This window comes from Actinoallomurus oryzae, assembly GCF_039541955.1.
Taxonomy (GTDB): Bacteria; Actinomycetota; Actinomycetes; order Streptosporangiales; family Streptosporangiaceae; genus Actinoallomurus; species Actinoallomurus oryzae.
The window spans coordinates 29,746-50,888 of record NZ_BAABHF010000027.1; the positions used below are offsets into that span (position 1 = coordinate 29,746).

The 21,143-nt window shown below is 68.3% G+C and carries 27 protein-coding genes and 1 pseudogene; 13 read left to right on the forward strand and 15 right to left on the reverse strand.

Annotated features, from left to right (window positions below; translation table 11 throughout):
* The first annotated feature begins 248 nt into the window (after window positions 1-248).
* Genes ABEA10_RS26735 through ABEA10_RS26750 form a run of 4 tightly spaced genes read left to right on the forward strand, consistent with a single transcriptional unit; the run spans window position 249 to window position 2,061 of the window.
* On the forward strand, window positions 249-587 hold the full coding sequence (locus ABEA10_RS26735) for a YbaB/EbfC family nucleoid-associated protein (RefSeq protein ID WP_345468665.1): 339 nt from the start codon (window positions 249-251) through the stop codon (window positions 585-587).
* Window positions 588-616: 29 nt separating this feature from the next.
* Window positions 617-1,009, forward strand: a complete 393-nt coding sequence (locus ABEA10_RS26740; protein WP_345468667.1) for a hypothetical protein — start codon at window positions 617-619, stop codon at window positions 1,007-1,009.
* Window positions 1,010-1,696, forward strand: a complete 687-nt coding sequence (locus ABEA10_RS26745) for a hypothetical protein (protein ID WP_345468668.1) — start codon at window positions 1,010-1,012, stop codon at window positions 1,694-1,696.
* A 41-nt stretch (window positions 1,697-1,737) separates the two neighbouring features.
* The gene (locus ABEA10_RS26750) at window positions 1,738-2,061 is read left to right on the forward strand and encodes a hypothetical protein (RefSeq protein WP_345468670.1); all 324 of its coding nucleotides are present in this window, start codon (window positions 1,738-1,740) and stop codon (window positions 2,059-2,061) included.
* Here ABEA10_RS26750 and ABEA10_RS26755 read toward each other — a convergent pair.
* Window positions 2,053-3,477, reverse strand: a complete 1,425-nt coding sequence (locus ABEA10_RS26755) for an MFS transporter (protein WP_345468671.1) — start codon at window positions 3,475-3,477, stop codon at window positions 2,053-2,055. The two genes, ABEA10_RS26750 and ABEA10_RS26755, sit on opposite strands and share 9 nt — an antisense overlap.
* Window positions 3,478-3,503: 26 nt before the next feature.
* The gene (gene wrbA / locus ABEA10_RS26760) at window positions 3,504-4,175 is read right to left on the reverse strand and encodes an NAD(P)H:quinone oxidoreductase (RefSeq protein ID WP_345468672.1); all 672 of its coding nucleotides are present in this window, start codon (window positions 4,173-4,175) and stop codon (window positions 3,504-3,506) included.
* Window positions 4,176-4,253: 78 nt separating this feature from the next.
* Here wrbA and ABEA10_RS26765 point away from each other — a divergent pair, with 78 nt between their 5' ends.
* Together ABEA10_RS26765 and ABEA10_RS26770 are read left to right on the forward strand one after the other, a co-directional pair.
* A complete protein-coding gene (locus tag ABEA10_RS26765; RefSeq protein WP_345468673.1) occupies window positions 4,254-4,709 on the forward strand; it encodes a MarR family winged helix-turn-helix transcriptional regulator in 456 nt (151 codons plus the stop codon).
* Window positions 4,710-4,944: 235 nt separating this feature from the next.
* Entirely contained in the window at window positions 4,945-5,274 is a 330-nt protein-coding gene (locus ABEA10_RS26770) for a hypothetical protein (protein WP_345468674.1), read from the forward strand.
* Between the two features lie 41 nt (window positions 5,275-5,315).
* Here the strand turns inward: ABEA10_RS26770 and ABEA10_RS26775 are convergent, their stop codons facing one another.
* On the reverse strand, window positions 5,316-6,560 hold the full coding sequence (locus tag ABEA10_RS26775; RefSeq protein WP_345468676.1) for an erythromycin esterase family protein: 1,245 nt from the start codon (window positions 6,558-6,560) through the stop codon (window positions 5,316-5,318).
* Complete coding sequence (locus tag ABEA10_RS26780; protein ID WP_345468678.1) at window positions 6,557-7,144, reverse strand: NADPH-dependent FMN reductase; 588 nt, start codon at window positions 7,142-7,144, stop codon at window positions 6,557-6,559. The genes ABEA10_RS26775 and ABEA10_RS26780 overlap by 4 nt, the downstream gene beginning before the upstream one ends.
* Before the next feature lie 120 nt (window positions 7,145-7,264).
* Between ABEA10_RS26780 and ABEA10_RS26785 the strand changes: the two genes are divergently transcribed.
* Window positions 7,265-7,888, forward strand: coding sequence for a TetR/AcrR family transcriptional regulator (locus ABEA10_RS26785; RefSeq protein ID WP_345468680.1), 624 nt, complete (start codon window positions 7,265-7,267; stop codon window positions 7,886-7,888).
* Between the two features lie 32 nt (window positions 7,889-7,920).
* Here ABEA10_RS26785 and ABEA10_RS26790 read toward each other — a convergent pair whose 3' ends face one another.
* Both ABEA10_RS26790 and ABEA10_RS26795 read right to left on the reverse strand, forming a co-directional pair.
* Window positions 7,921-8,097, reverse strand: a complete 177-nt coding sequence (locus ABEA10_RS26790) for a hypothetical protein (RefSeq protein WP_345468681.1) — start codon at window positions 8,095-8,097, stop codon at window positions 7,921-7,923.
* A gap of 185 nt (window positions 8,098-8,282) precedes the next feature.
* The gene (locus tag ABEA10_RS26795) at window positions 8,283-9,062 is read right to left on the reverse strand and encodes an alpha/beta hydrolase family protein (RefSeq protein WP_345468682.1); all 780 of its coding nucleotides are present in this window, start codon (window positions 9,060-9,062) and stop codon (window positions 8,283-8,285) included.
* 141 nt (window positions 9,063-9,203) lie between these two features.
* Between ABEA10_RS26795 and ABEA10_RS26800 the strand changes: the two genes are divergently transcribed.
* The 3 genes and pseudogenes from ABEA10_RS26800 to ABEA10_RS26810 all read left to right on the forward strand — a co-directional run.
* Window positions 9,204-9,803, forward strand: coding sequence for a TetR/AcrR family transcriptional regulator (locus tag ABEA10_RS26800; protein ID WP_345468684.1), 600 nt, complete (start codon window positions 9,204-9,206; stop codon window positions 9,801-9,803).
* A gap of 188 nt (window positions 9,804-9,991) precedes the next feature.
* A complete protein-coding gene (locus tag ABEA10_RS26805; RefSeq protein ID WP_345468685.1) occupies window positions 9,992-10,579 on the forward strand; it encodes a TetR/AcrR family transcriptional regulator in 588 nt (195 codons plus the stop codon).
* Window positions 10,576-10,821: pseudogene (locus ABEA10_RS26810) on the forward strand (Rrf2 family transcriptional regulator); the annotation flags it as partial. The gene ABEA10_RS26805 and the pseudogene ABEA10_RS26810, both read left to right, overlap by 4 nt.
* A gap of 118 nt (window positions 10,822-10,939) precedes the next feature.
* Here ABEA10_RS26810 and ABEA10_RS26815 read toward each other — a convergent pair.
* From ABEA10_RS26815 to ABEA10_RS26825, 3 genes are all read right to left on the reverse strand, one after another.
* On the reverse strand, window positions 10,940-11,623 hold the full coding sequence (locus ABEA10_RS26815) for an alpha/beta fold hydrolase (protein WP_345468687.1): 684 nt from the start codon (window positions 11,621-11,623) through the stop codon (window positions 10,940-10,942).
* A gap of 55 nt (window positions 11,624-11,678) precedes the next feature.
* Complete coding sequence (locus tag ABEA10_RS26820; RefSeq protein ID WP_345468688.1) at window positions 11,679-12,626, reverse strand: NADP-dependent oxidoreductase; 948 nt, start codon at window positions 12,624-12,626, stop codon at window positions 11,679-11,681.
* Window positions 12,627-12,737: 111 nt separating this feature from the next.
* On the reverse strand, window positions 12,738-13,370 hold the full coding sequence (locus ABEA10_RS26825) for a LysE family translocator (RefSeq protein WP_345468689.1): 633 nt from the start codon (window positions 13,368-13,370) through the stop codon (window positions 12,738-12,740).
* 166 nt (window positions 13,371-13,536) lie between these two features.
* Here ABEA10_RS26825 and ABEA10_RS26830 point away from each other — a divergent pair, with 166 nt between their 5' ends.
* Window positions 13,537-14,070, forward strand: a complete 534-nt coding sequence (locus ABEA10_RS26830) for a CGNR zinc finger domain-containing protein (RefSeq protein WP_345468690.1) — start codon at window positions 13,537-13,539, stop codon at window positions 14,068-14,070.
* Between the two features lie 64 nt (window positions 14,071-14,134).
* Here the strand turns inward: ABEA10_RS26830 and pruA are convergent, their stop codons facing one another.
* From pruA to ABEA10_RS26860, 6 genes are all read right to left on the reverse strand, one after another.
* Entirely contained in the window at window positions 14,135-15,763 is a 1,629-nt protein-coding gene (pruA, locus tag ABEA10_RS26835) for an L-glutamate gamma-semialdehyde dehydrogenase (RefSeq protein WP_345468691.1), read from the reverse strand.
* Window positions 15,764-15,851: 88 nt separating this feature from the next.
* The gene (locus ABEA10_RS26840; protein WP_345468692.1) at window positions 15,852-16,484 is read right to left on the reverse strand and encodes an HAD family hydrolase; all 633 of its coding nucleotides are present in this window, start codon (window positions 16,482-16,484) and stop codon (window positions 15,852-15,854) included.
* A 159-nt stretch (window positions 16,485-16,643) separates the two neighbouring features.
* Window positions 16,644-17,516, reverse strand: coding sequence for a hypothetical protein (locus ABEA10_RS26845; protein WP_345468693.1), 873 nt, complete (start codon window positions 17,514-17,516; stop codon window positions 16,644-16,646).
* Window positions 17,513-18,085, reverse strand: a complete 573-nt coding sequence (locus tag ABEA10_RS26850) for an RNA polymerase sigma factor (protein WP_345468694.1) — start codon at window positions 18,083-18,085, stop codon at window positions 17,513-17,515. The genes ABEA10_RS26845 and ABEA10_RS26850 overlap by 4 nt, the downstream gene beginning before the upstream one ends.
* Before the next feature lie 120 nt (window positions 18,086-18,205).
* Window positions 18,206-18,712 (reverse strand): DUF6912 family protein, encoded by a 507-nt coding sequence (locus ABEA10_RS26855; protein ID WP_345468695.1) that lies wholly within the window; start codon window positions 18,710-18,712, stop codon window positions 18,206-18,208.
* 33 nt (window positions 18,713-18,745) lie between these two features.
* Window positions 18,746-19,408: an HAD family hydrolase gene (locus tag ABEA10_RS26860; protein ID WP_345468697.1), complete on the reverse strand. Its 663-nt coding sequence runs from the start codon at window positions 19,406-19,408 to the stop codon at window positions 18,746-18,748.
* Between the two features lie 233 nt (window positions 19,409-19,641).
* Between ABEA10_RS26860 and ABEA10_RS26865 the strand changes: the two genes are divergently transcribed.
* Entirely contained in the window at window positions 19,642-20,283 is a 642-nt protein-coding gene (locus ABEA10_RS26865) for a Crp/Fnr family transcriptional regulator (protein ID WP_345468699.1), read from the forward strand.
* 97 nt (window positions 20,284-20,380) lie between these two features.
* Complete coding sequence (locus ABEA10_RS26870) at window positions 20,381-21,136, forward strand: hypothetical protein (protein WP_345468700.1); 756 nt, start codon at window positions 20,381-20,383, stop codon at window positions 21,134-21,136.
* Window positions 21,137-21,143: the final 7 nt, after the last annotated feature.

The following is a 21,143-nucleotide window of genomic DNA, read 5'->3' on the forward strand; positions in this document are numbered from 1 at the left end:
CCCGCTGTTCAACCGGGGCAGCGGCGTGATCACGGTGTCCGGCCGGCGCGCCGCCCCGGTCATGACCAATGAACACAGCGTCACCGGGCTCGAAGGCAGGAACACCACCGAAGACCACCCGGGAATCCAGCGCCTTAACCAGACATATACCAGCACTTGTTACTTTATTGCTGAGTCATGCCGATATCCAGGCGCAAAAGGCTAACTACGATAGACATGATTATTAACCAAGATGAGAAGGAAGAGCGATGGCTTTTCAACGGCCTCGCGAACCCGAAACGCCATTCTCCAGCCATGCCGAGACGGAGGATGGCCGGATTCGCGTCACCGTAGAGGACAACGGCCTTGTGAGCACCCTCTCCATCGCCCCCCGAGCGATGAGGAACGGCTCCGATGAGCTCGCCGAGCTGATTCTGGCGACCGTACGTGAAGCACAGACGGCCTGGTTTCGGAAGAAGCTCGACAAGGGGCCCGAAGCGAGCCCCGACCAGGAGATGATCCGCAAGGACCTGGCAGAGGCCGAGGCCGCCTTCGAACGACGCCTGGCAGAGCTCCGCCAGATGATGGCCGAGCTCCGCGACAGCTGAATCTCTGCCACGGAAAAGGAGCTTGTGCGATGAAATACGATCCCACGGCGCTGGAAAAGACAGCGGGCTCGGTCGATGCGGCAGCATATGAATGTGACCGCGCCATAGATACCATTCCCGACGGCTGGGCCCTGTATGGGTTCACCGACAAAGACGTGAATAGGCTCGCCGGCGCACCCGACCAACCCGACGAACCGCCCGCCGACTACGATCCCTCTTATGCGATATTTTTGGCACGTCCACTGGCGAAGCCGTACGAAGCCATGATGGGAAACCTAGTAGACGCCCTGTCGTCCACGGCCGAGGAGATGAATTACTTCGGCGCATGCCTCCGACGCATGGCAAAAAATGTGAAGAACGCCGAAGACGCCAACATCGGCGATATCAAGACCATCGAAAAACTGCTGGAGGCGAGTGACTAGATGGCGCCGTGGCAAGAACCGCGAGAACTCCCCGACGAGATCCGTGACATCTTGAAGGAGTGGGCCTCCAGGGGGGTGATGAAGTTCCGATGGCCGGCCGATTTCACTGACGCCATCGCACAGGACGCGGCAACATGGGGAGGGATCGGGGCGCAGTCGTCGGCGCCGGTACAAAAGGCCACAGGGAGGCTGAAGGATACGGCGGAAGACGGGAAGCAGGGCTACGGCGTCAAGACGCTGAAAAATACCAACGAGGGGCCCGCGGTCGATAGCTGCCTCGACTTCTGGCGAAAATTCCCCGGACGGAACATCGACGACATCCAGACTTCGGTCAAGAAGATCGGCCCCGCCCTCGGCGTCGTGGCCTCGGCGATCGACGCTTACCGAGCCATCGCCTACACACGCCTTTGCGCCCTCCAGCGCGATCTTTCGGAGAACGAAGCGTGGGCCTGGCTGGTGTCGGATTGGTTCTTCTCGGACAAGAACGCGAAGATCGATCAACGTGCCCGCGCCATGGTGGCGGAGTTCGACCAGAAGATGAAGAAGACCTACGACTCACTGGTGGCGGATAACTTCACCGACTTCCGCAAGCTCATGGACCGGCTCGCCGAGCAGTACTCGAAGATGATCGCCGGCGAGAAGACAAGCCGCGACATGGACGAGTTCGTACGGGCGGTCGACAAATAGTCTGAGTACGGCGATGCCGCCGTCGCATTGTTCTAGCCCATGTGCGGGTAACGGTGGTCGGCCGGCGGGACGAACGTCTCCTCGCCGACTGGGTCATCGAATCCCGCGGGCAAGGTTCCAACGGCGAACGCCGCTACGCCTGGGCATGGATCGGCACCGCCAGCCCCCACCATCACCGTCGCCTCGTGCTGACCATGGGCGCCCTGGCCGTGGTCGCCGTCACCGCCGCCCACACCCGTATGACCAGCAGCCTCGCACCTACACCGGCCACCCGCGATACGGCTCCACCGGTTGATCCCGGGCTGATCCCGCTCACCGTCGCGCCGATGACGAGTTCACGATCTCGGACTGCCGTACTAGTGTGATCGCCGTGGCAGCAGCAAACTGACCACTGCGATGGCCAGGCCGAGCCCGGCTGCCATGAGAAAGACCCGATCGTAGCCGGCGGCGAGGGCGGCGGCCGGGGAACTTCCGCCGGCCTTCATCTGGGTTCTGGCGCTGGCGGCTGTTGCGAGTACCGCCAGGCCTATTGAGCCGCCTGCCTGGCTGGCGGTGACGGCCAGGCCGCCGATGATCCCGGCGTCGCCTTCGGGGACTTCGGCGGTCGTCGCGGCCATGAGCGTGGGGAAAGTCAGTCCGATGCCGACCGCGATGAGCAGTGTGGGCCCGAGCATGCTGGTGAGGTAGCCACTGTGGGCATGGGTCTGGGAGAGCCAGCCGAACCCGGCCAGCAAGGCGCCGCAGCCGGCCAGCACCAGAGGGCGTGCGCCGGTTCGCGGCAGCAGGCCGGCGGCCCATCGTGCGATCACCATGAATGTCACCGCCGCGGGTGTTTGCCCGAGTCCGGCGCGAAGGGCTCCGTAGCCGAGGACATTCTGCAGGAACAGCGACGTGAAGTACCACATCGCGATGGCGATCCCTCCGAACAGCAGCAGCATGCCGTTGCCCGCGGCCACTCCTCGGATTCTGAACAGCCGTAGGGGCATCAGCGGCTGGGTGGCGAAACGCGCCTCCACCATGGTGAAGACGACGAGCAGGAGCAGGCCCGCCGTGGCCGAGCCGACGACCAGCGTGGACGTCCAGTCGTGATCGGCGCTCTGCATGACCCCGTAGATGAGCGCGGCCAGCCCAGCCGTTCCGGTGACCGCGCCGATGAGGTCGAGCGATTCTCGTCGGCCGGTTCGCCTGCCGGTCAGCGACATCATGGCCACGACGATCAGTACCGCGCCGATCGGCACGTTGATCAAGAAGACCCACCGCCACGACAGGCCGGTTGTGAGGGCGCCGCCCGCGACCGCGCCGGCCATCCCGCCGACACCGCCCGCGGCAGACCATGCGCCGAACGCCCGGGCACGCGCGTGGTCCTCGGTGAAGCTGGTGTTGATCACGGCCAGTGTCGCCGGGGCCAGCATGGCGGCTCCCATGCCTTGGGTGATGCGAGCCGCCACCAGGACCTGCGCGGCGGTCGCTAGGCCGCCGACCAGGCTCGAAGCGGAGAACAAGAGGAGCCCGGCGGTCAGCATCCGGCGGTGGCCGAACAGGTCGGCGGCGCGGCCACCCAGCAGCATGAAGCCGGCGAAGGTGAGCAGGTAGCCGTTCACCACCCAGGCCAGGCCGGTGGTCTTGAAGCCCAAATCTCGGTCGATCGAAGGCAGGGCGACGTTGACGATGGCCGAGTCCAAGATCACCATGAACTGGCAGGCGCACGCCAGCGACAGGACCATCCAGGCGGGGCCGGCGTGCGGCCTGGCCCGCTGCGTTTCGGTGCTCGTGCTCGTCATGACTTCTTCCTTGCCGGTTCGGGCGCTCACGCGGTCTGGAGGGTCGTTCCGGTCCTGGTTCCGCGGGAGTTGCCGTCGGTGTCGGTGGCGTGTCCGCCGGTCAGTAGCCGGATCGTGGTCTGGGCCAGCCGCCGTCCCTGATACCGGGCCGCTTCCAACGTCGTGGCGTCGGGGCCGTCTTCGGTCGTGTCGGTGACAGACGAGGTGCCGTAGGGGTTGCCGCCGGCGGCGTACACGACCGGATCGGTGAATCCGGGCGGGATGATCAGCGACCCCCAGTGGTAGAACACGTTGGCCAGCGACAAGATCGTGGACTCGTTGCCGCCGTGCCGGTTGAACGCCGAGGTGAAGGCCGTGACCGGCTTGTCGGCCAGGATCCCTTCCCGCCACAGTCCGCCGGCCTGGTCGATGAACTGCTTGAGCTGCGCGGCCGGCGTGCCGAACCGGGTCGGTGTCCCGAACGCGAACGCGTCGGCCCATGCCAGGTCCTCAACCGATGCCTGGACGATCGCAGTGGTGGCGTCGGCGTGCCGCCGCCACTGCGGGTTCTGGTCGATCGCGCTGTCCGGTGCCAGCTCGGCGACCCGCCGCAACCGCACATCGGCCCCGGCCGAGGCGGCGCCCTCGGCGACGGCCTGCGCGAGTGCGTGCACAGTGCCTGTCGCGCTGTAGTAGATGACGGCGACCTTCACGGTCATGTCCGGCTCCCTCGATGTCGAGTAAAATTAGTTATCCGCATAATGTTATGCGGATAACTAACATGTCAAGGAGAGCCCGTGGACTTCGAGCAAGCCGACGCCATCAACCAGGCCATCCGCCTGCTGAGCCTGCGCCACCGGGCCAGGGCAGCGGCACTCCTGGCCCCGCTCGGCCTGTACCCCGGACAGGAGGCGCTCCTCCTCGAACTGGCTCGGACCGGCCCGATGATCCAGGCCCAGCTCAGCGAGGCGCTCGGCTGCGAACCGCCCAGCGTCACGCTCATGACCCGCAAGCTCGAAGCCTCAGGTCACATCCGCCGCGAGCCCGCCCCCTCCGACAAGCGCGCCAGCATCGTCGAACTCACCGACAGCGGTAAGGCGCTCGCCGACAAGATCAAGCCGCTATGGTGCGCTCTGGCGGAGGAGACCGTGAGCGGCTTGCCCGCCCAGACCGTGGCAGAGCTACCTGGCATCCTCAACGCCTTGACCGGCAACGTCGACACCAGGCGCACCCGCCACCCTCACGGTAGGTAGGCCTCGGCGTTCCCATCACCGAGCAACGTACGGACCAGGTGATCTGGGGAGTCGCACCTGGCGAAGGTTGAGCCCGGTGCGGCCCGTCGCCTTCGATGCGGCCTGAGGCCGCGAGTCGTCCGGCCTGCCGGCAAGGTCCGGCGCTGTTCTGCGAGCATCCGGCGTTGGGAAGCCTGCTCCCTTCCCGCGGCGGATGACGTCGTCGAGGGCGGCGCGGGCGTCCAGCAGGCTCTGGATGACCTGGTCGATGCGCTCGCGTTCGCCGCGCACCCGCTCGACGGCGCCCGCGCACGCGGGGGTCGGCAGCGAGTCATCGCGCAGACATGAGCCGACCTCGGCGATCGTGGCCGTGGACAGCCCGGCGGCCAGCAACCCCCGGATCTTCTTCGAGATAGAGCGCCGGGCCAAGACGACACAGAATCCCTTCGAGTACGTGGGGTTGCAGTACCAGTGGTGCATGGTGACCGGGAAGGGCAAGTTCGACAACCTGGACAACGACCGCTACGCGGAGATCAAGCCGACCTCGGTTGAGGAGTTCGTACGCGGCCTGAGCCTGGGAGCCTGAGGGACGTTCCGTCGCGCGTCAGTGTGATGACCGCGACCTGTTCAGTCCAGGAAGGTCGGTCTCCGGACACCACTGGGAGCCGGCGCGGGTGGCGCGCTGGCAGCCTGCCCCAACACTTGCACCGGGGATGCCTTGCGAATGTGGATGAGCACGTCGAACGCGTCGGTGAGTGACGGGACGGTCATGTGCTCGGCCGCGTCGCGGGACGGGCGGTAAACGCCGCTGATGACCCGGGCCTTGGCAGGCCCATCCCAGCGACCGGCTGCCGCACCGGCGCGCAGGTCCAGCCAGTGTCCGGGCAGGCCGACCTCGCCGAGCTTCGCATCGACCAGATCCGGAGCCGGCGCCGGGACGGTCGTGCCGCCGAGGTCGCCGTGATGGAAGCCGATCGCCACGGAGACATATCGCCTGCCGTAAAAGCCGCGCAGCACGCTGCCGACGGTGGGTTGCGGACCACGCTCGGGAGCCAGGCCCAAGACCACCGGGGCGGCCGAGGTGTGGGCGATGCCGTCCCAGTAGGCCATGCGCAGACCGCTCCGCTCCTGGTGGTCAAGGATCAGCTCGGCCCACTCGGCGGCCTCGCCCGCATAGCTGTCCCGTCCGGCGACGCTGCGCTGGTGGAACCCGACGATCAGACGCATCCGTGTCAGGATTTCGTCGTCGGGCCCGAGGTCGGACAACGACCGGACGAGCGCCAGCGCATCGCGGGCATGGTCGACGAAGGGGCGACCGGGATGCGTTCCGCGGGCGCGCTGCACGTGTTCATCGAGGTCATGGGCGGTTCGGATCGGTCCCAGGTGTGATGCCACCTCGGCCAGCAGCTCGGGTGCCGTCCGTCGGACGTGGTCGTATACGGCGTCGTAGTCCGCGGGTCGAGCTTGGAGGGGTTTCACGCCGAAGATTCGGACGGGATCGTCGGGAACGTCACGGTTGAAAGCCCTGATCCACAGCAATGCCGCGGCCATCTCGGCGGTACGCCAGGGACGCCAGGCCTCCGCGAGAGCGGATTCGGCCGAGCCTTCACCGAGACGCACGTACCTGTCGATCCTGGCGGCGACGCCGACGTCGTCCTGGAGGGCCAGCGCCCGGAACCCATGGCGTTCGACCAGCCGGCGGAAGAGTAGGTCGCGCACGCCGAAGGTCTCCCGGGAGAACCGCGTGGATTCCCCGATGCCGACGACTGTCGCCTCGGCGGCGACCTTATCGGCGAGTTCATCGAGTTCGGCGTCCGTCAGTGGGCAGGTGCCGCCAGGCCACAGACGGCTCGACTCGCCGGACGCGGTCATGCCTGGACTCTTTCGCGGACGGGGCGCAGCGCCTGGGACCAGACGATGACGTCGTCAAGCAACTCGGCGAGCGTCTTGGCTTGGTGGGCGCCGGGTGTGAAGGCCCCGGGCTCGGTGGGAACTTGGCGGGTGAAGTCGTCGAACAGCGACAGCACCACCTGGGTCCGTACGGTGGCGACGCGCAGTTCCGCCAGGATCAGTCGCAGGTGTTCGGCGGCGCGCGTGCCGCCGTGCAGACCGTAGCTGACGATCCCGGCCGCCTTGTTGTTCCACTCGGCGTACAGGAAGTCCAAGGCGTTCTTGAGCGCACCGGAGATGGAGTGGTTGTACTCAGGAGTGACGAAGACGAACCCGTCGCAACGGGCGACAGCCTCGGCCCAGCGCACCGTGTGCTCCTTGCCGTACCGGCCGAAGAGTGCCGGGTCCGGTTCGTCCAGCAGCGGCAGTGAGAAGTCGGCCAGGTCGACGATCTCGAACTCGTGCGCCGGGTGCTCCTGCGCGGCGACCGAGGCGACCCACTCGACGACCATCCGGCCACGTCGACCGGGACGTGTGCTGCCGACGACGATTCCGATCCTGCTCATGGTTCCTCACTTCCGATGACTACACCGATAGATGTAGTTATTGCATTGACCGGTGTAGACACTACGCTGATCGGAGTAATCGATGCAACGTTCGGTGTAAACGAGGTAGGCTCGGCCAGCGTGGTCGACAAAAGGAGCACGGGACAGCCCGACAAGCGCCGGGCGATCGTCAACGGGGCGCTGTTGCTCTTCGCGCGAGACGGCTACATGCGGGCGAGCCTGGACGCCATCGCCGCGGAGGCCGGTGTCTCCAACCGGACCATCTACAATCACTTCGCCGACAAGGCGGAACTGTTTCAGACGGTGATTCAGGAGAGCTCTCAGCGGGTCGCCGACACGATGGTCGACATCATCGACCGGCACCTCGGCAAGATCGTCGACCTGGAGCAGGATCTGATTGAACTGGGACTTGCCTGGCTCGGCGTACTGACCTCCGACCTCGCCCCGCACTTCGCGCTGGTGCGCCAGGTCAACGCCGAGACCGAACACATCCCCCCGGCCGCGAAAGAAGCCTGGTGGGAGATGGGTCCTGGCCGCGTCCGGCGCGAACTAGCCGACCGACTGCACCAACTCGCCGACCGCGGCCTGCTGACCATCGACGATCCCGCACGCGCGGCTGGGCACCTCATGCTGCTCATCTCCGCCGACAACCTGACCGAGAACTCGGCACTCGACGACAAGACCGAACGCGTCGCGATGGTCTCCGCAGGCGTGCGCGCCTTCCTTTACGGCTACAAGCGCTGAGCCACCGCCCGGCATCGTCCCGGCCGAGCCGATCACGCCGCGGAGGACGGTTCCGTCAGGCCCTCAGCGGCCACGGATGACGAAGCGGCTTGCGGGACCTCGCGCATGTGGCGCAACGGCGTGGCCGCCACCCAGATCACAGTGGTGACCAGGCCCCCGGCTCCGACGGCGACGAAGCCAAAGGAGATCGTCCGGTAGGTCGCCGTCATCCGGCCCAGCATGGTAGGCGGGGTCACCGCTTGGCGGACGCTGGTGGCCACCGCACCGGACAGGGCCACACCCATGCCGTTGAACAGGAACCCGATCAGCGCATAGCACGCTGATCTGCCATGTCGACGTGTAATCGCTGGTCAGGGCGGCTGACAGGAAGGGCGCATGCTGGAGCTGAGCGCGCTCACCGTGGGTTGCCCTTCAAGTGCCGGTCGAGGAAGGCGATCACCGTGCGGGCGAGGGTAACCCGATGGTCGGACAGGGCATGGTCGGTGTGGAAGACGTGATGCTCCAGGCCCGGAAGGGGGTGGGCGCGGTAGGCCTCCACCAGCGGCCTGTGGTGGATGTCGGCGGGAGTGACCGTGTCGCGGTCGGTGCCGATCAGCAGCACGGGGCGTCGGGCGAGCCGTGACGCGAGGCGGCTCAGGCGCCACGAGTCCCCTGCCGCCTCCATCTCCCTGACCAGCGCCTGGGCGCTGGTGCCGCGCAGCGGGAGCAGTTCGCCCGCCCAGTCTTCGAGGTAGCCGACTCGCGCGGCCGGATCGGACCGGCAGGCGGCGGCGGCCGTCCCGAGATCGAACCCGGCCACCGAGCCGACCGCGGTCACGCCGGCATCGGCGGCCGCGGTCATCAACGCGGCGAAACCGCCCAGGCTGTGGCCCACCACGGCCAGTCGGCCCGGGTCGAGATCGTAGGCGGCGGCTTTGGGCCCGCGCAGGCGGGCGACGACGCGAGCGGAATCCTCCAGCACGTGCGCCCACGACCAGGAACCGTCCATTCCCCATGAGCCGCGGTAGTGGAACACCAGCGTCGCGTAGCCGGCTCGCCGCATCGCCTGCGCGAGGTCGAAGTTACGTTCATGCCCGGGGAAGCCGTGCAGCAGAACCACGATGGGATAGGGGCCGGGGCCGGACGGCAGATGCAGGACGCCCAGCAGCGTGGCGTCCGCACTCTGAAAGGTCACAGGCACCGTGCGCGCGGCGGGTCCGTTCGCGCGGACGGGATCAGTGACGAGAGGGTCAGGCAAGCGCATACCTCCAGATAGAACCGATCGGTTCGATGTGAAGGTTAACAGGACATCGAACCATTCGGTACTATGTGCCGTGTGCCGGTGCCCAAAGGCAGCAGCCTGAATCCCGACCGCACCCGGGCAGCGATCGTTCGAGTTGCGGGGGACTTCCTCTACGCGCGCGGACTCGACGGCGCGGGCATCGCGGAGCTGTGCGCCGAGGCGGGCATCTCCAAGGAGACGCTGTATCGCCACTTTGGGTCCAAGGAGGGACTCATCCGGGCTGTCCTCGAAGCTCGCAGCGACCGCGTCACGCGTTGGCTGGCCCAGGTCGCCGCCGACGCGGGCGACGAGCCCGCGGACCAACTGGCCGCGGTGTTCGACGCCCTCGGCCGCTGGTACCGCGAACCCGGCTTCCGCGGCTGCGCGATCGTCAACGCCGCCACCCAGCGCCACACGACCCCGGCCAACGAGATCGCCACCCGCCATCTCGGCCGCCATCTGGACCTTCTCACGACGATCGCCGCCCGAGCCGGGGCCGCGGATCCCACCGCCCTGGGGCGGCGGTTGCTCCTGCTCCTCGAAGGCGCGACCGTGGTCGCCGACCACCTCGGAGCACCGGGCTCCGCCGACGACGCCCGAGAAGCAGCCCTCACCCTTCTGAAATGTGGGACTCAAACAGCGCACAGCCCATGACCACCGTGAAACTGGGCGCTCCCGGCCGAGAAACCGGGTCGGCGCGAACGAGGCTCACACTTCGGCGACCTCAGTTGCTTTGGGTAGATCCATACATTCGTTCGGTATGTTTCTTGGGGACACAGGACGATCGAGATCGAGGGTGATCCATGGTGCCGGTTGCTCGCCGTAGCCAGCATGATCGTACGATGGCGACGATCGGCGCGCTTCTGTCGGTGGCGCGAGAGATGTTCGTCGCCGACGGCTTCGGGGCCGTGTCACTGGGCGCGATCTGTGATCGGGCCGGAGTGACGCGAGGCGCCTTTTATCACCACTTCAGCAGCAAGGAGCAGATCTTTCGCGACGTCTACGCGGCGGAGCAGAAGCGGCTGGCGGCGATCGTCCGCAGGGCCTTCGCGGCGGAGCCGGATCCGTGGGAGGGCATGTTCGCGGGCTGCCGCGCACTGCTCGAGGCGTCTCTGGAACCGGCGGCGCGTCAGATAACGCTGGTGGAGGCGCCGGGAGCGCTCGGCTGGAGCGACATGCGTGACATCCAGGCCGGATGCAAGGAGCAGATGCGCCGCGGGTTGGCCATCGCCGTGGATGCCGGTTGCATCCCCGACCGTCCGTTGGAGCCGCTCACGTCCCTCCTCCATGGAGGGATTTGCGAAAGCGCCCTGGACATCGCCTACGCCGACGACGAACGTGCCGCACTGGACGAGACGTTGTCGCAGCTGAGGCTGCTGTTGGCCGGTATCGCCGGACGCACGAGACCGGGCTGCGCGCACGACGACTGACTGTTCGTGGATGGCACTCGTGGAGCGAGCGCAACGGACAGCATCAGGTGGCGTCCGACCGGGTGGCCGAAAGCGTCAAGACCAATCCGGTCGTGATCCGGCGGACGCTGAGCGAGTTGCGCCGGGCCGGGATCGTCACGGCGCAGCGCGGTTCCGGCGGAGGCTGGAGTCCCGCACACCCGGCCGATGCCATCACCCTGGGCGACGTCTACGCTGCTGTCGAGGGCGGTGAGATCTTCGCGCTGCATCACCGACCTGCTTGTCGACGCCCTCGCCGCGGCCTGGAACTCGACCGAGGCGCCGTAAGTACGGACCGGCCGGAGCTCATCTCGACGTCGCACCCGGCATACGCCCCGGAGATCAGGCCTCTTTCAGCAGGATGTTCGCGAGTTCCTCAGGGGCGGTCACCATGGCGTCGTGACCCACGTCCAGGACGGTGGTCGCCCAGCCGAACTCCTCGGCGATCCGCGGGAACGGCATGGGTCCGCTGGGCGTGCACAACACCGCGCGGCAGGCGATCGCTTCGACTGCCCCGGTCAGTCGCGTGGGGTCGGCGAACGTGCGCCGGGGCTGGGGCGTCAGCAGCCGCTCCAGCCGGGCCACCTGATCCGGCGCGGTGACGCCGACCATGGCGGTGGGTGTGACCGGAATGGTGCCGTCGGTGGTGACCGAGTCCAGCCAGTCGAGGAACCGTTGCGGGGCCAGGTCGTGCAGCGATTCGCCGTCCCGTCCCGCCCATGCGTCGAGGAGGACGAGGCGGGCGACCCGGTCGGGTTCCCGGTCGGCGGCCTCGCGGACGACCAACCCGGCGTAGCTGTGGCCGACGAGCACGACGTCACGCAGATCCTCGTAGCGCAGCAGGTTGACGATGTCGTCCACGTGCGTACGCAGCCCGATCTCGGGACTGTAGAGATGGACGCGTTCACCGAGTCCGGTCAGCGTCGGGAGGTGCACACGGTGACCGGCGGCGCGCAGCGCCTCGGCCACGTCCCGCCAGCACCAGGCCCCATGCCAGGCGCCGTGTACCAGCACGTAAGTCGTCATTTTCCATCTCCTGGTGACTTGTGGTTCATCGGCGTATGGGTGGTACAGGTTGTGCTCAGGACGGGTCGGCGACCTTGAGGATGACCTTGCCGGTGGCGTGTCCGGTATCGATGAACTCGTGTGCCGCCGCGGCCTCAGCGAGCGGGAACACCCTTCCGAGGTGCACCCTGAGCCGCCCGTCGCGGACCAGCCGGGCGAGGGCCTCCAGTCCGGCACCGTCCGGGTCCACCAGGTACGTGGCCGCGCGGACACCCAGGTCGGCGGCGCGCTTGTGCATTCCGGGCGTCCAGGCCCCCTGGCCGGCGACCATGATCCCTCCGGGGCGGAGGCATTCCAGTGCCTCCAGTCCGTGGTCGCCGCCGAACATCTGGATGACCACGTCGACGTCCCGTACGACCGCGGCGACCTTGGTGGCGGTGTAATCCACCATCTCGTCGATGCCCAGTTCGCGCAGGAACCGATGCTTGGCCGCGCCGGCCGTCCCGATCACATGGGCGCCCAGGGATTTGGCGATCTGCACGGCGAGATGACCGACCCCGCCCGCCGCACCCGAGACCAGCACCCGCTGCCCCGGGCCGACCCTGGCCACCTCGGTGAGCATCTGCCAGGCCGTCAGCCCGGCCAGCGGCAACGCGGCGGCCTCCTCGAAGGTCAGTTCCGGCGGCATCGCGGCCAAGTGCCGGGCGGGCGCGGTGACGTACTCGGCATAGCCGCCGGCGGCATGCGGAAACCGGGGCATGCCGTACACCGCGTCGCCCGCCTGGAAACGGGTCACACCGTAACCGGTCTTCGCCACCACCCCGGCCACGTCCCAGCCGTTGACGAAAGGCAGATCCAGCACCCGGTTGTATGCGACGCCCTGACGGGTGTAGACGTCCACCGGATTGACCCCGGCCGCGATCACCCTGACCTGGACCTCGCCGAAGGTCGGCTCCGGCGGCTCGGTCTCCACCAGGGTCATCGTCTCGACGCCGCCCCACTCGTCCTGCCGTATCGCGCGCATCGCCGCCTGCCTTCCCCGTCGTGGCATTTACATACATACAGTATGTATGTTGTCCGCAAAGGTATCGATCGTGGAGTCGAATTTCAACCGCGGGCGGCCACTGCGGCAGGCTCATGCCGCCCAGAGAGCCTCACCGAGGAGGAGCAGCGCGAGCACGGCGAACGTGATGCCAGCGGTCACGTTCAGCACCGTCGCGGCGCGACTCCCCTGCGCCAGTACGGCCCCCAACCGACCGGCGAAGAGACCGACGATGCTGTCCCACCCGAGGCCGACGGCCAGGAAGATGAGGCCGAGCGTCAGAAGCTGCAGCGGAATCGGACCGTGCCCGGTCCGGGTGAACTGCGGGAGGAAGGCGGCGAAGAAGAGGATGACCTTGGGGTTGGAGAGGTTCGTGACGACGGCGCGGCCCAGAATCCGCCCGTCGGGCGGTCGACCACGACCCGTGAGTCCGGATGTCGTGGCCGATCGCAGCGTGCTCACCGCAAGCCAGCCGAGGTAGAACCCACCCCCGACCTGCACACCGGTCAGTGCCTCCGGTGCCGAGCTCAACAATACGGCCAGCCCGAGCGACGCGGCGACGACGTGCACCACCATTCCCACGGCCATCCCCACCGCCGACAGCACCCCGGCGCGCGCCCCCTGGCCCAGTGCGACGGCGACGATGTAGACGCTGTCCGGCCCTGGAGCGATGGTGATCAGTAGCACCGCCGCGAGGAATGCCGGCAGGACGGTGAAGTCGAGCACGCGCCCTCCCGGTTGAAACGCATTGACTTGCGATTGGACGTTACACGCTCTTGATCGAGGCGTGCAACGCGCATATAGAGTTGATCGCGTTACCGTACGATCGAGCGTTACGCACAGAGAAGGTCTATCGCGTTACAGTGGCGGCATGACGGAGACAGTGAGCCCGATGCCGCCGGCGACCCTGGTCGAGTTGGTCAACGGGTGGGGAACGACGCCTCGCGCAGCGCGCAAAGACGACGGCGGCGAGGACACCTACCTGACCACCGCGGAACTCCTCGACCGACTCGGTGCCCCTTCGAGCGTCAGCCGCGTACTCACCGATCATGCGCTCACAGCGGTCGCCGACCGGCTCCATCCGGTCTTCGCCACAGCGGACGCCACCGAGCAGGCCCGGCTGATCACCGGGCTCCTCGACGACACCCGTGTCCGCCCTGTCCTGAACGTCATGGCCGGCCACCCGCATGCCGGTTGGATCGTCGACAACGCTGAGGATGCAGTCCTCGCCTCCGCGGCGGTCACGCTGCGCCGGTATCTCGCCGAGCGGGGGCCGGGCCGGCTGGGCGTCTGCACCGGTCGGCGATGCACGGACGTCTACGTCGACGCCTCACCGGGCGGCCGGCGCCGTTTTTGCTCTGTCACCTGCCAGAACCGTGCGCGCGTCGCGGCCTTCCGTAGCCGCCGCGCATCAGCCGGACATTGACGAGTAACCGACGCCCATCGAGCCCGTCGTCATGCGGCGGAAGTGATGCCGCCGTCGCATCGTTCTAGCCCATGTGCGGGTAGCGGTGGTCGGTCGGCGGGACGAACGTCTCCTTGATCGAGCGGGTGCTGACCCACCGCGTCAGGTTCCAGATCGAGCCCGCCTTGTCGTTGGTGCCGCTGGCCCGCGCGCCGCCGAACGGCTGCTGCCCGACGACCGCGCCGGTGGGCTTGTCGTTGACGTAGAAGTTGCCCGCGGCGTAGCGGAGCCTGTCGGTGGCCTCCGCGATGGCCGCCCGGTCGCGGGCGACGATCGAGCCGGTCAGGCCGTACGGCGCGGCGTTCTCCATCTGCGTCAGCATCGTGTCGTAGTCGCCGTCGTCGTAGACGTGCACGCCGAGGATGGGGCCGAAGTACTCCTTGGTGAAGATGGCGTCGGCCGGGTCGGAGCTCTCCAGCACGGTCGGCTGGACGAACCAGCCCTCGGAGTCGTCCAGGCCGCCGCCGACGAGCACGTCGATGCCGTCGTGGGACTTCGCCCGCTCGATCGCCTCACGATGCTTGGCGAACGCCCGCTCGTCGATGACCGCGCCCATGAACACCGACAGGTCCTCGGCGACGTTGCCCATCGTCAGGGACTCGACGGTGGCGAGCAGGTCGTCGCGCATGCCGTTCCACAGCGAGCGCGGGACATAGGCGCGGGAAGCGGCCGAGCACTTCTGGCCCTGGTACTCGAACGCGCCGCGGATCAGGATCGTGGCGAGCGCCTGCGGGTCGGCCGAGGGGTGGGCGACCACGAAGTCCTTGCCGCCGGTCTCGCCGACGAGGCGCGGGTAGCTCCGGTAGTTCGCGATGTTCTCCCCGACCGTGCGCCACAGGTGCTGGAAGGTGCCGGTGGAGCCGGTGAAGTGGATGCCGGCCAGGTCGGGCCGGCGGAGGGCGACCTCCGAGACGGCCTGGCCGTTGCCGGTCACCAGGTTGATCACGCCCGGCGGGAGCCCGGCCTCCTCCAGCAGCCGCATCGTGAAGTGCGCCGCGAACGTCTGCGTCGGCGACGGCTTCCACACCACGACGTTGCCCATGAGCGCCACCGAGCACGGCAGGTTGCCGGCGATCGCGGTGAAGTTGAACGGCGTGATCGCGACGACGAAGCCCTCCAGCGGCCGGTACTCCAGCCGGTTCCACACACCGGGAGAGGAGATGGGCTGCTGGTTGATCAGCTCGCGGGCGAAAGAGACGTTGAAGCGGAAGAAGTCGATCAGCTCGCAGGCCGCGTCGATCTCGGCCTGCTGCACCGACTTGGACTGGCCCAGGATCGTGGCGGCGTTCAGGGTGGAGCGCCACGGGCCGGACAGCAGCTCGGCGGCGCGCAGGAAGATCGCGGCGCGGTCGTCGAAGGACATCGCGCGCCAGGCGGGCGCGGCGGCGCGGGCGGCCTCGACGGCCGCGGTGACGTCGGCGGCGGTCGCCTCGTGCATGCGGCCGAGGACGTGCCGGTGGTTGTGCGGCTCGACGGCGTCGATGGGCGCGCCGCCGCCGAGACGCCTCTCGCCGCCGATGGTCATGGGCAGGTCGATCCGCTCGCCCGACAGATCCTTGATCTTCGCCTCGAGCGCGGTGCGGTCCTGACTGCCGGGAGCGTACGTCTTGACCGGCTCGTTCACCGGGACCGGGACGTTCGTGACAGCATCCATGAGAACACTCCCCAGCGTTCGACGTCATCGTCGTTCTGCATCGTAAGCACGGGTTGCCATTCCCGACAAAAAAGCTCTTCGATCCAGGTCAGATGTGTTGTGCGACGTCGGCCAGGCGTTCGATCACCGGAACTCCGAAGCGGGCGAGGTCGGCGCGGGACTGCAGGCCGCCGGTGTAGAGCACCGCGCGGGCCCCGACGTGCCGCGCGGCGGCCGCGTCGTCGACGCTGTCGCCGACCATGAGGACGTCGGCGGCGTCGATGCCCAGCGCCGCCAGGTGCCGCACCATGAAGTTCGCCTTCTCCCCGCCTCCCTCGTCGGGCCGCAGGCCGTCGACCCGCCGGAAGGCCAGGCCGAGGCCGAGCCTGCGCACCGCCACGGCGAGCCGGTCGTGGTGCCACATGGACAGCACCGACTGGGTGTGTCCGTCGCCGGCGAGCGTGTCGATGGTCCGGCGGGCGTCGGCGGCGAGCCGGCAGCGCTCCATGAGCCGGTGGTAGGAGTCGTGGAACGCGGCGTCGATCCGCTCCCACTCGCCGTCTTCGAGCGCCCGGCCGAGGATGCGCTCGTACGACGTCCAGATCGGTCGCGTGTAGGCCGCGCGGTAGCCGTCCAGCCCCAGCGGCGGCAGCCCATAGCCGGCGAAGACCTCGTTGGTGGCGTCGAGAATGGCATCGCGATCGTCGAAGAGCGTGCCGTTCCAGTCCCAGACGATGTGCATGACGTCCTATCGTCCCCGATGCCGCGTCCGGGCGCACCGGTACGGCCGGGCCCGGCCGCACCGGTGCGCCGGAAACGGCACGTGACCGGCGCCGCCGCGCCGTCACGGGTGGCCCGCCCGTGACGGTGAGGCGGTCGTTCCGGCTCTCCGTCACGTGGATCAGTTCGGGGGGTGGACGAAGAGGAGGACCTCACCGCCCGTTCCGGCGGCGGCGTCGTAGACGCGCCAGTCGCCCTTCACCTTGTCGGCCGGGACGCCCATGGGGTACGGCTGGCGGTCGCCCTGCTCGTCGGGGCGGGTGGGCTGGTAGCGGTACCCGATGCCGCCGATGTGCCGCCTCCTGGCCTCGGCGAGCACGTCGGCGACGGTACGTCCCCGAACGTCGCTCAGCCCCACGCCCTCGCCGGGGGTGTCTCCGGGGCCGGTGTTGTAGTGCTCGCCCGGCCGTGCCGTCCGCCCGAAGACGACCCGGACGAACGCCTTGTAGGTCAGCGGGATCTTGATGCCGACCTCGCAGGTCTCGCTTCCGCAGTGCCCCGGCGCGCTGATCGTCTTGACCCGGCCGCCGCCGTCGTCCTCCAGGAAGATGACCGAGCCCGCCTTCCTCGCCGGGCCGGGCTCCAGCCGGAGGTCGACGTTCAGGCCGTGGGCGGCGAACTCCTTCTTGTACCGCGCCGGGTCGGCGACCGGGTCCGTCACCTTCACGGTCAGGTATCCGCCCTTCCGAGTGAAGGAGAGCGCGGCCGCCTGTACGCGCGGCGGGGCGGGGGCGACAGTGACCGCGGGACGGCCGGTGTCGCGGGTCGGCACGACGGTGACCGCGACCGCGACGGCCCCGGCCGCGACGGCACCGGTCGTGAGCAGCAGCCACGGCCGCGCGGGGAGGCGACGCGTGCTCGTGACGCGGGCGGGCCGGGGGCTCGCGACGATGGCGGCGATCCTCGCCTCCATCCCGGCATCGGACTGGTCCGTCTCGGACAGGTCGTCGAGGGCCACGGGCTTGAGGGCGGACAAAGCGCGGTGACCGGTCATGAGCGGTTTCCTTCCAGCAGGTCCAGGGGGACCATCGCCGCCGTGCCCGTCTCCTTGTGCAGCGCTCGGGTGAGCCGCCGGCGGGCGCGGTGGACACGGACGTAGTACAGGGCCTTCGTGCACCCGAGGACCGTCGCGGCCTGCGCCGCGTCAAGCCCGTACCAGGCGCTCAGGATGAGGATCTCGGCATCGGCCTCCGGGAGGGAGGCGAACGCGGCCAGGACGCTGTCGCGTTCGGCCACCAGGTCACCGGTGTCCCAGGCCACCAGGTCGCGTTCGTCGCTCAACCGCCCGATGCGATGGGCGATCGTCTCGCGCCGCCGGCCGGCGGCGCGCTGTTTGAGCCGGTGGTTCCGCGCGGCTCGCAGCAACCAGGGCAGAGGATCGTCCTGGGGGACCTCGCCGAGCTTGCGCCACGCCGTCAGGAACGTCTCGTTGACGACGTCCTCCGCGACGTCACGCCGGTCGTGGGCCAGCGCGTAGCTCAGCACCCTCGAGTAGTTGCGCCGGTAAATGGACGTGAAGCGTGCGGCGTCATCACCGGTGTCCTCACCTCGGGCAACGATCACGCCATCACCCCCTCTCACGTGTGCTGTGTAGGTCCGACACCGGGTAACCCCTTCCGGTGTCGCCTTTCTTGCACGGGGGTGCGGAGTTTCTTACGCCACCCGTCGGGAGAACGGACGCGGTCAGGAGAACAGGTGCGGCAGCTCCTGGGTGGCGTACCACAGCAGCTCGTGACCGGCCGCGCCGTCGACGGTGAAGCGGGCGTCGTCGTCACCTGCGTCGGCGGCGTCGCTCGCGGCGCGCGCCGCGCGTACGTCGGGCTCGGCCTCGGCGTCGTCCACGTGACCGGAGACGATCCGCTCGAACGGGACCGGCTGGGTCACGCGCACCTGGGCGCGCTCCCCGGGGCCACCCAGGTCGCCGCCGCTGTGCACGACCGCCTCATCGGGGATCTCGGCGGCGAGCACGACGCGGCGTGACGGCGCCTCGGGGTCGGCGGCGAGCAGGCGCAGCGAGTCACGCGCGGCGTCCGACATCGCGGCGTACTCCAGCTCTTCCAGGTCGGCCGAGGCGTACCACTCGCGCAGCGCCGGTGTCACGGCATAGCCGGTCAGCGGCGCCGGTTCGAGCTTGCGATCCCGGAGGATGCCGGCGAGTCCGCTGAGTGTGGTCGGAAGGTAGACGCGCATGTCCTACAAGAGTGTGCCAGTACCGGATGAGGACTACCCGAGCGACACCCCGAACAGCTCCTCCAGGCGCGCCACGGTGGTCGGGGCGTCGGCGTGGTGGACGCCCACGATGCCGAGGCGTTCGGCGGCCCGGATGTTCTGCTCGATGTCGTCGATGAACGCGCACTCCCGCGGCGGCAGGCCGAGCAGGTCGAGCGCGTGGTGGAAGATCTGCGGGTCGGGCTTGCGCAGCCCCACCTCACCGGAGATCACCACCTGGTCGAACAGCTCGCCGAACGACTCGCGCGGGTAGGTGTTGCCCCAGGAGTTGGACAGCAGGCAGGTGCACACGCCGGCGGCCCGCGCCCGGCGCAGCGCCTCGTACATCTCCTCGACGGGCTCGAACGCGGCGAACATCCGCAGCAGCAGGCCCTCGGCCGCGACCGCCATGCCGCCACGGGTGCGCAGCCGCTCGGCGAGCATGCGCTCGAACTCGGCCGGCGGCAGCGACCCGTCCTCCAGCCCGTGGACCGGATTGGCCGCACCGTCGCCGGCGTACGCCTGCGCGAACCACTCCCGCATCACCACGCGGTAGGTCTCGTCGTCGATGTCGTCGTTCTCGATCCACACCGCGATCGCGTCACGCAGCGGCGTGGTCAGCACACCGCCCCAGTCGATGATCAGTCCGCGTACGGTCACGGCCTCGATGGTAGGCATGCCGTCCACCGGCGGCCGAACCGGGTTCACAGCCGGTGCCTCTCGGCCCGTCGCCGACGCTGCTCGACCGGGTCGGGTACCGGGGCGGACGTCGCCAGAGGCGTTGTCAGTGCCGCCCATCCGACGTATGCCTGGAACAGGACCGTGCTCTCCGGAGGCATGCCTTGCCACAGGGAAACTGGCCGAAAGACACCTTCCTCTATCGTCTTCGCGAGTCTCTGCGAGCGAGAATCATGCAGCTGGGCGTCCGGCGAACGTATCCGCCCGGTCATGTGCTGTTGCGACAGGGCGCACCCGGCGAGTCCGTCTGGGTGCTCGTTGACGCGCTGGTCAAGGTGACCGCCCAGACCCAGAACGGCAGTGAGGCGCTGTTAGCGATCAGAGTGAGCGGCGATGTGGTCGGCGAGATGGGCGCCCTCGACGGATCGCCCCGATCCGCGACCGTGACGACCTGCGGCAGAGCAGTGGTCTTCCAGGTCAAGGGAGCGATCTTCATCGACTTCATACGCCGGCATCCCGAGGCGGCACTGACACTCAGCCAAATGGCCGTCGAACGATTGCGCTGGGCCAATCAGCGGCGGCTCGACTTCACCGGGTACGGAACCGACGTCTGCTTGGCGCGTGTGCTGATCGACCTCGCCAGACGACACGGGGCTCGGAAGGACGACGGCCTCGACATCGGCGTGTCACTCACCCAGACGGAACTCGGTGGCATGGTCGGCGCCAAAGAGGTCACCGTGCAAAAGGCGCTCCGCGGCCTCTCTGGGCTGGGACTGGTCCAGCCAGGACACCGCCGTGTCCTCATCACGGATATGCGAGGGCTGGTGAAGTTCGCAGACCTGGATTCGAGGGACGTTCCTCCAAAGCCGTACTAATACGGCATCCGTCCGGAATCGGGATCGGATCATGAGGTCGGCCCCGAGAGCTGGAGGGACGATGAGCGACCACCCGATGCCAGAGTATCGAGCTCTGATGACCGTCGACATCGAGGACTACGGCAGCCGGACCGATGCCGAGCAGCGCGTTTTGCAGAGTGCCATGATGATGAGTCTCGACCGCGCCGCCGATGCGGCGATGCTGCATCGCGAGCGATGGAAGTGGCAGTTCGGCGGCGACGGCCTGATGGCGGTTCTGCCTCCCGGCTCCGACATCCTTCGCCTCCTCGACGTCCTCGTTCGCCGGCTCGACGCCGAACTCGGCTCATACAACCGGTTGCGGGAACAGCCCGCGTGGACCCGGATCAGGCTACGGCTCGCGGTACACGCCGGGCCGATTCATCAGGACGGAGAGTCCGGCTGGCCGGGGCAGCATGTCGTCCTCCCCGCCCGGCTACGCGACTCCAAGCCGGTACGCGCCGCCCTCGGTGCGCGAACCCAAGCCGACCTGGCGGTCGTGGTCTCCGAGGACGTCTACCGCGACTACGTGACCCAGGGGCCCGGTGATCCCCGTCCGACGGAGTTCCGCCACATACGGGTCCAAGAGAAGAAGCAGTCCTACACCGCCCACCTCTATCTGCCCGGATACGACGTCCACCAGATCGTCGAACTGGCGCCCTACGACGTGGACGAGCAGCCGCCGTCCGACGCCGCCCCGCCCGCCATGCCGGCGACACCCGGGCCGCCCGCGCCCACCGGGGGCATCACCGCCGGGCGCGACATCTTCGGCACCGTGAGCAACAACGCGAGCGGAGGAGGAAGCATCAACATCGGCGGCGGGCCGGACCGATGAGCGACGA

What these genes read in the sequence shown, in the direction of transcription:
- ABEA10_RS26870 (WP_345468700.1), top strand. Translation starts at nt 20,381, where the DNA reads ATGACCGTCGACATCGAGGACTACGGCAGCCGGACCGATGCCGAGCAG.
- ABEA10_RS26840 (WP_345468692.1), bottom strand. Translation starts at nt 16,484, where the DNA reads ATGCACATCGTCTGGGACTGGAACGGCACGCTCTTCGACGATCGCGAT.
- ABEA10_RS26755 (WP_345468671.1), bottom strand. Translation starts at nt 3,477, where the DNA reads ATGACGAGCACGAGCACCGAAACGCAGCGGGCCAGGCCGCACGCCGGC.
- ABEA10_RS26865 (WP_345468699.1), top strand. Translation starts at nt 19,642, where the DNA reads ATGCAGCTGGGCGTCCGGCGAACGTATCCGCCCGGTCATGTGCTGTTG.
- ABEA10_RS26855 (WP_345468695.1), bottom strand. Translation starts at nt 18,712, where the DNA reads ATGCGCGTCTACCTTCCGACCACACTCAGCGGACTCGCCGGCATCCTC.
- ABEA10_RS26770 (WP_345468674.1), top strand. Translation starts at nt 4,945, where the DNA reads ATGACCTGGTCGATGCGCTCGCGTTCGCCGCGCACCCGCTCGACGGCG.
- ABEA10_RS26740 (WP_345468667.1), top strand. Translation starts at nt 617, where the DNA reads ATGAAATACGATCCCACGGCGCTGGAAAAGACAGCGGGCTCGGTCGAT.
- wrbA (WP_345468672.1), bottom strand. Translation starts at nt 4,175, where the DNA reads ATGACCGTGAAGGTCGCCGTCATCTACTACAGCGCGACAGGCACTGTG.
- ABEA10_RS26775 (WP_345468676.1), bottom strand. Translation starts at nt 6,560, where the DNA reads ATGACCGCGTCCGGCGAGTCGAGCCGTCTGTGGCCTGGCGGCACCTGC.
- ABEA10_RS26735 (WP_345468665.1), top strand. Translation starts at nt 249, where the DNA reads ATGGCTTTTCAACGGCCTCGCGAACCCGAAACGCCATTCTCCAGCCAT.
- pruA (WP_345468691.1), bottom strand. Translation starts at nt 15,763, where the DNA reads ATGGATGCTGTCACGAACGTCCCGGTCCCGGTGAACGAGCCGGTCAAG.
- ABEA10_RS26830 (WP_345468690.1), top strand. Translation starts at nt 13,537, where the DNA reads ATGCCGCCGGCGACCCTGGTCGAGTTGGTCAACGGGTGGGGAACGACG.
- ABEA10_RS26820 (WP_345468688.1), bottom strand. Translation starts at nt 12,626, where the DNA reads ATGCGCGCGATACGGCAGGACGAGTGGGGCGGCGTCGAGACGATGACC.
- ABEA10_RS26745 (WP_345468668.1), top strand. Translation starts at nt 1,010, where the DNA reads ATGGCGCCGTGGCAAGAACCGCGAGAACTCCCCGACGAGATCCGTGAC.
- ABEA10_RS26805 (WP_345468685.1), top strand. Translation starts at nt 9,992, where the DNA reads ATGGCGACGATCGGCGCGCTTCTGTCGGTGGCGCGAGAGATGTTCGTC.
- ABEA10_RS26860 (WP_345468697.1), bottom strand. Translation starts at nt 19,408, where the DNA reads ATGCCTACCATCGAGGCCGTGACCGTACGCGGACTGATCATCGACTGG.
- ABEA10_RS26780 (WP_345468678.1), bottom strand. Translation starts at nt 7,144, where the DNA reads ATGAGCAGGATCGGAATCGTCGTCGGCAGCACACGTCCCGGTCGACGT.
- ABEA10_RS26815 (WP_345468687.1), bottom strand. Translation starts at nt 11,623, where the DNA reads ATGACGACTTACGTGCTGGTACACGGCGCCTGGCATGGGGCCTGGTGC.
- ABEA10_RS26790 (WP_345468681.1), bottom strand. Translation starts at nt 8,097, where the DNA reads ATGACGGCGACCTACCGGACGATCTCCTTTGGCTTCGTCGCCGTCGGA.
- ABEA10_RS26845 (WP_345468693.1), bottom strand. Translation starts at nt 17,516, where the DNA reads ATGACCGGTCACCGCGCTTTGTCCGCCCTCAAGCCCGTGGCCCTCGAC.